Raw genomic sequence first — 5,282 nt, 5'->3', positions numbered from 1 at the left:
GATGTTGACCCGGGCGTTGTTCTTCAGCACGAACATGATCACGGCGATGGCGATCAGCAGGACCACAACGGTAACCGCGTAGGTGGTGTAACCGACGCCTCGGCGCTGCGCGGCCGACTCGGGTGCGGGGCCCGTCCCGCCGGGTCCAGCGGTGCCGGGTCCAGCCGCGCCTGGTGTAGCTGTGCCTGGTGTGGCGAGCCCCGGTCCGCTGGGCTGTGGCGGGGGGGCGCTCCCAGCCGGTGGCACAGCCGGCCGGGTGTAGTCGATTTTCCTGGCGGATTGATCTCCGGGCGTCGTCAAGGCCGATCCCCGTCCCTTGTGTCATGAGCGACCCGACAGTCGGTCTGCGCTGTCTTCGACACGCAGTATCCCAATACGTGGTTGTCACGCCAGGCCGGACCCGGTCGCGGTGTCATATGCTCAGGATCACGGATGAGTCGGCCAGGCGGTCGCGTCGGTTCCGCTGCGGTCGGTTCCGCTGCGGTGGAGCCGCCGAGGAACGTCCGGGCTCCACAGGGCGGGGTGGTGGGTAACACCCACCCGGGGTGACCCGCGGGACAGTGCCACAGAAAACAGACCGCCGGTGTCCTCGGATGCCGGTAAGGGTGAAACGGTGCGGTAAGAGCGCACCAGCGCCCGGGGTGACCCGGGCGGCTAGGTAAACCCCACCCGGAGCAAGGTCGAAAGGTTCCGGGGCCGTGAGGCCCGGGAACTGCGCAGGCGTTCGAGGGCTGCCCGCCCGAGCCTGCGGGTGGACCGCTGGAGGCTGTCGGCAACGCCAGCCCGAGATAGATGACCGCCGGTCGGGGGCCGCAAGGCGCCCGGCCTACAGAACCCGGCGTACCGGCCGACTCATCCGTCGTACCTGCGCCGATGTCCGGATCATGTCGCTGACCTGGGCATCTGGCCTTTCGTGGCCTGTCGTGACCGGGCCGTCCTGCTCGCACGTCACGGTCCACAGACGGCCCGGGAAGTGGGACGGTCATGATCTATTAGGTCGATCATGCGTCCGCATGCGAGCGCGAACTGGTGGATCAGGCCAGAACGCATCGGTTCACGAGGCTGAAGGATGTGAATCTGATGCTGCGATAGAAGCATCAGATTCACATCCTTGAGAGCCGGCCGGGTCGTTGAGGTCTCCCTTTCCCCAGCTGGCGCCCGACGATCTGACGGTGCGACGGTCGCGTCACGAGCCCCCTTCGGGCGGGCCTGTCGACGGGCTGCGCCCTGATCCAGCCGAGATGAGCGACATCGGAGGCAACGCGGCACCTGCTGACAAGGTTTCCCTACTACGGGTGGGACAGAATCAGCGTCATGAGAACAGATCTTGCGACGGCCCTGGGTACCCAGGAGACCGCCAACCTCGAGTTCAAGCGGGAGGCCAAGGACCGTAACGCCATCCGCGAGGCGATCTGTGCTCTGGCCAACGATCTACCGGGACTGGGCGGCGGATGCCTGATCATCGGCGTCGACAAGTCTGGTAGGCCGGTCGAGCAGGTCGAGCAGGTCGGATCAGGCGCTGCTCGGGCTTACCAGCATCCGTGATGAGGGGAGGATTCTGGATCGGCCTTCGATCGTGGTGAGTCGCGCCATATTTCAGGGGCAACCGGTCGTCCAGATCGACGTGAGTGCGTCCCGGACCCCACCGGTCCGGTTCGACAACGTCGTCTGGGTGCGGCCGGGACCGTCAACCCGCAGGGCGACCCGCGACGACGAGCGGGTGCTCTCCGAGCGGAGGCGCTCCTTTGAAACTCCGTTCGACGTCCGTCCCGTCACAGGCAGCACCACCGACGACCTCGATCTCGATCTTTTTCGGTCGGACTACCTACGCTCCGCGGTCGATCTGTCGGTTCTGGAGGAGAACGGTAGGCCGACCGAGCAGCATCTGGCGTCACTGCGACTTGCCGACACAGATGGCACCCCGACCGTCCTTGGCCTCCTCGTTGTCGGGCTGGACCCGAGCGCTCGGATTGCCGGCGCGTACGTCCAGTTCATTCGGTACGAGGGGAATGACGTCGGTAGTGTCGTTCAGGATGAGCAGGAACTCCGGATCAATGTCATCAACGTGGCGGAACGGCTGGAGACTTTGTTCAAGGGACATCTGCACACCCGACTGATCGAGGTGAGCGGGTTTCGCGAGGAGCCGAGGCCGGACTATCCGATCGAGGCGCTCCGAGAGGTGTGCATGAATGCGATCATGCACCGCAACTACGAGTCATCGAATGCGCCGGTCCGCGTCGCCTGGTTTGACGACCGGATCGAGGTGACCAATCCCGGTGGACCGTTCGGCCAGGTTCGGTCAGACAACTTCGACCGGGTCAACGACTACCGGAACCCCTCGCTTGCCGCCGCGATGAAGTCGCTGGGATACGTCAACCAGTTCGGCCGTGGTATCGGGCGTATCCGGGCGTCATTGAGGCGGAACGGCAATCCCGATCCTGAGTTCATCGTCGATAACGCCTCGTGGATTGTGATCATCGGGAGCGCGACGTGATCTCGGTGACGCTGTTTAATAACAAGGGTGGCGTAGGGAAGACGACCCTCATCTATCACCTCGCGCACATGCTTCAGCGGCTCGGGAAAAATGTTCTTGCCGTGGACCTGGACCCCCAGTCAAACCTGACGGCAGCCTTTCTTGACGAAGAGAAACTCGAGCTGATCTGGCGGGAGCCCGACGAGCCGACATGGTCGGCCGCGCAGGGCGAGGCTGACAGCGCTACCACAGTTGCCGCCGCCGTCAGGCCGATTATGGAGGGCATGGGGGACATTCGTTCGTGTCAGCCCGAACAGATCGCGTACGGGCTCTGGTTGCTTGCTGGTGACCTGGCATTGAGCGCCTTCGAGGATCGTTTGAGCGAAGCCTGGTCCAAGGGTGTCACCGGGGACCCGGCAGCGCTGCGGACGACAACGGCGTTCCATCGGATTATTCAGGTCGCCGCTCGACAGGTCAACGCCGATGTCGTACTCATCGATGTCGGCCCTAATCTCGGCGCAATCAATCGGGCGGCTCTGCTTGCTGCTGACACTGTGCTCGTTCCACTGGCGGCGGATCTGCTCTCTCTCCGGGGACTGCGAAACCTCGGACCGACCCTCCGGACGTGGCGGGCGACCTGGCACCACAAGGTACTTCCGGACCTCCCACCCAGGATCGATGCACCGCCTGGCCGAATGACTCCCCTCGGTTACGTCATTATGCAGCCGACGATGCGCCTGGACCGCCCCGTCAAGGCATACCAACGATGGCTCGATCGCATTCCTCAGGTCTTCGCGTCGGACGTGCTAGGTGAACCGGAGGCGAAAACAAGCCTCGGATCGTATGAAATCGCAACGCTACGCAATTACCAGAGCCTGATGCCGCTCTCGCATGATGCGCGCAAGCCGATGTTCGACCTGAGAACCGCAGACGGCGCGCTGGGTAGTACCCAGACGCTTGTCAGCCGGTGCTACCACGACTTCCAGTCGCTCGCGACGACGCTCCTGCAGAGGCTGGACTCAGTGCAGGTCGAGAACTGACCCAGCGGAGGCGGGTGGTCGGTCGGTTTTCGATCTTTCGGTGACGGCCGGCGCGGGATGTCGGCCAACAGACGTGTGGATCTGGCGGTGGGCTGGGCGACCCTGTCGCGTCGGGCACCATTAGGATCACGCTTGGTGTTGTAGGGCGTATTGGGGGGTTTCGCAATGGTGACCGGTGGATGTCGTGGTCAGCGCGTGCCAGTTCCCGCGTCATGATTGTCAACGAGGGGCGGGTGGCGGCGGCGCTGCCCGGCTATGAGCTGGGTGCCCAGCTGGGTGCGGGTGCGTTCGGGTTGGTGTTGGCGGGTCGGCACCGGGAGCTGCACCGCGATGTGGCGATCAAGATTCTGCCCGGCGGGCCGGACGGGACTGCGGACAAGAGCCGCGCCGAGGCGCGGTTACTCGCAGCCCTGGACCATCCTCATATCGTCCGGGTCTATGACGCGGTCGCCGCAGACGATCTGCATCTGATCGTGATGGAGTTGCTGGGCGGGGGGACGTTGACCCGTCGGCGGGCGGGTATGTCGGCGGAGACGGCGTGTGCGGTGGGGCTGGCGGTGGCTGCGGCGTTGTCCTGTGCGCATGGCCGGGGGGTGCTGCACCGTGACATCAAACCGGACAACATTCTGTTCGACACCGCCGGCCTGCTGAAAGTCACCGACTTCGGTATCGCGAAAATCGTGGAGGGATCGGCGACTACCGCGAGCGCGGTTATCGGTACTCCGCGGTATATGGCCCCCGAACAGATCCTCGGTGGCCGGCTGAGCCCGGCCACCGATCTGTACGCCCTGGGGGTGTTGCTGTATGAGCTGCTGGCCGGGACGCCGCCGTTTGATCCGGCGCTGCCGGCCCCGGCGCTTGTCCATCATCACCTTAATGTTCTTCCGTCGCCGCCGGTTGGGGTGCCGGCCCCGGTGGCGGATCTGGTGATGCGCACGTTGGCGAAGGATCCCGCGGCCCGCCCGCAGTCGGCCCACGCGTTCGCTCTGGATCTGGCTCGGGCTGCGGCTGTCGTCTACGGCTCGGGTTGGACGGTCCGGGCCGGGATCAGGCTGCGTCTCGATGATGACATCCGCACCGCCGCCGAGACGCTGTCCACCCCCACCCAGCCGGCCCCGACTCAGGCGGCCCACGCCCCGTCTATCCCCACACCGCCGCCCGACAGCAGTGAATTACCCACCCGCAGGGCTGGTCGGCCGCCGTCGGGCAGGCCATCGGCTGGTCCGCCCATCCGGCAGGCCAGCGGTGTCCTGACCTGGCTGCGGCGCCGGCGCCTACCTGTCGCCGCCATCGCGGTGCTGCTTGCGGTCGCCGGTACCGTCCTAGCGGTCACCCTCGCCCATGGCGGGGATTCGTCGCAGCCCACAGCTGAGGTCCGCCCCGACCCTCGGCAGCTGGGTGCCCCGTTGACCGACCACACCGGTGGGGCGTTTTCGGTGGCGTTCGCTCCGGATGGGCACACTCTGGCCAGCGCCGGTAGGGGCGGCGCAGTGCGGCTGTGGGACGTGACCGACCGGACCGCGCCTCGCCCGCTGGGCGCTCCGTTGACCGGCCACACCGGCATAGTGCGGTCGGTGGCATTCGCTCCGGATGGGCACACCCTGGCCACCGCCGGCGATGACAAGACGGTGCGGCTGTGGGACGTGACCGACCGGACCGCGCCTCGCCCGCTGGGTATGTCCCTGACCGGCCACACTGACCCGGTGAACTCGGTGGCGTTCGCTCCTGGCGGGCGCATCGTGGCAACCGCCGCCGGCGATGTGTACAAC

At 65.9% G+C, this 5,282-nt stretch carries 4 protein-coding genes, 1 other RNA gene and 1 pseudogene; 5 read left to right on the top strand and 1 reads right to left on the bottom strand.

All coding sequences use genetic code 11. The features are described 5' to 3' along the window. A pseudogene (locus tag U9977_RS02340) lies at window positions 1–300 on the bottom strand (DUF1049 domain-containing protein); the annotation flags it as partial. A 133-nt stretch (window positions 301–433) separates the two neighbouring features. Between U9977_RS02340 and rnpB the strand changes: the two are divergent. From rnpB to U9977_RS02315, 5 genes are all read left to right on the top strand, one after another. Next, window positions 434–859, top strand: an RNA gene (gene rnpB, locus U9977_RS02335) — RNase P RNA component class A. 455 nt (window positions 860–1,314) lie between these two features. Further along, a complete protein-coding gene (locus tag U9977_RS02330) occupies window positions 1,315–1,545 on the top strand; it encodes an RNA-binding domain-containing protein (RefSeq protein WP_322747481.1) in 231 nt (76 codons plus the stop codon). A gap of 79 nt (window positions 1,546–1,624) precedes the next feature. Beyond that, window positions 1,625–2,494 (top strand): ATP-binding protein, encoded by an 870-nt coding sequence (locus U9977_RS02325; protein WP_322747480.1) that lies wholly within the window; start codon window positions 1,625–1,627, stop codon window positions 2,492–2,494. Continuing rightward, complete coding sequence (locus U9977_RS02320; protein ID WP_322747479.1) at window positions 2,491–3,513, top strand: ParA family protein; 1,023 nt, start codon at window positions 2,491–2,493, stop codon at window positions 3,511–3,513. The genes U9977_RS02325 and U9977_RS02320 overlap by 4 nt, the downstream gene beginning before the upstream one ends. Window positions 3,514–3,692: 179 nt before the next feature. Further along, window positions 3,693–5,282, top strand: a 1,590-nt coding sequence (locus tag U9977_RS02315) for a WD40 repeat domain-containing serine/threonine protein kinase (protein WP_322747478.1), incomplete at its 3' end; no start/stop codon positions are given.

This window comes from Protofrankia sp. Cas8, assembly GCF_963555845.1.
In the GTDB taxonomy this organism is placed as follows: domain Bacteria; phylum Actinomycetota; class Actinomycetes; order Frankiales; family Frankiaceae; genus Protofrankia.
The sequence above is the reverse complement of the archived record's forward strand: the minus strand, read 5'-3'. Positions and strand labels throughout refer to the sequence as shown.

Excerpts from the sequence above, each read along its gene's own strand:
- U9977_RS02330 (WP_322747481.1), top strand. The coding sequence starts at position 1,315 with ATGAGAACAGATCTTGCGACGGCCCTGGGTACCCAGGAGACCGCCAAC.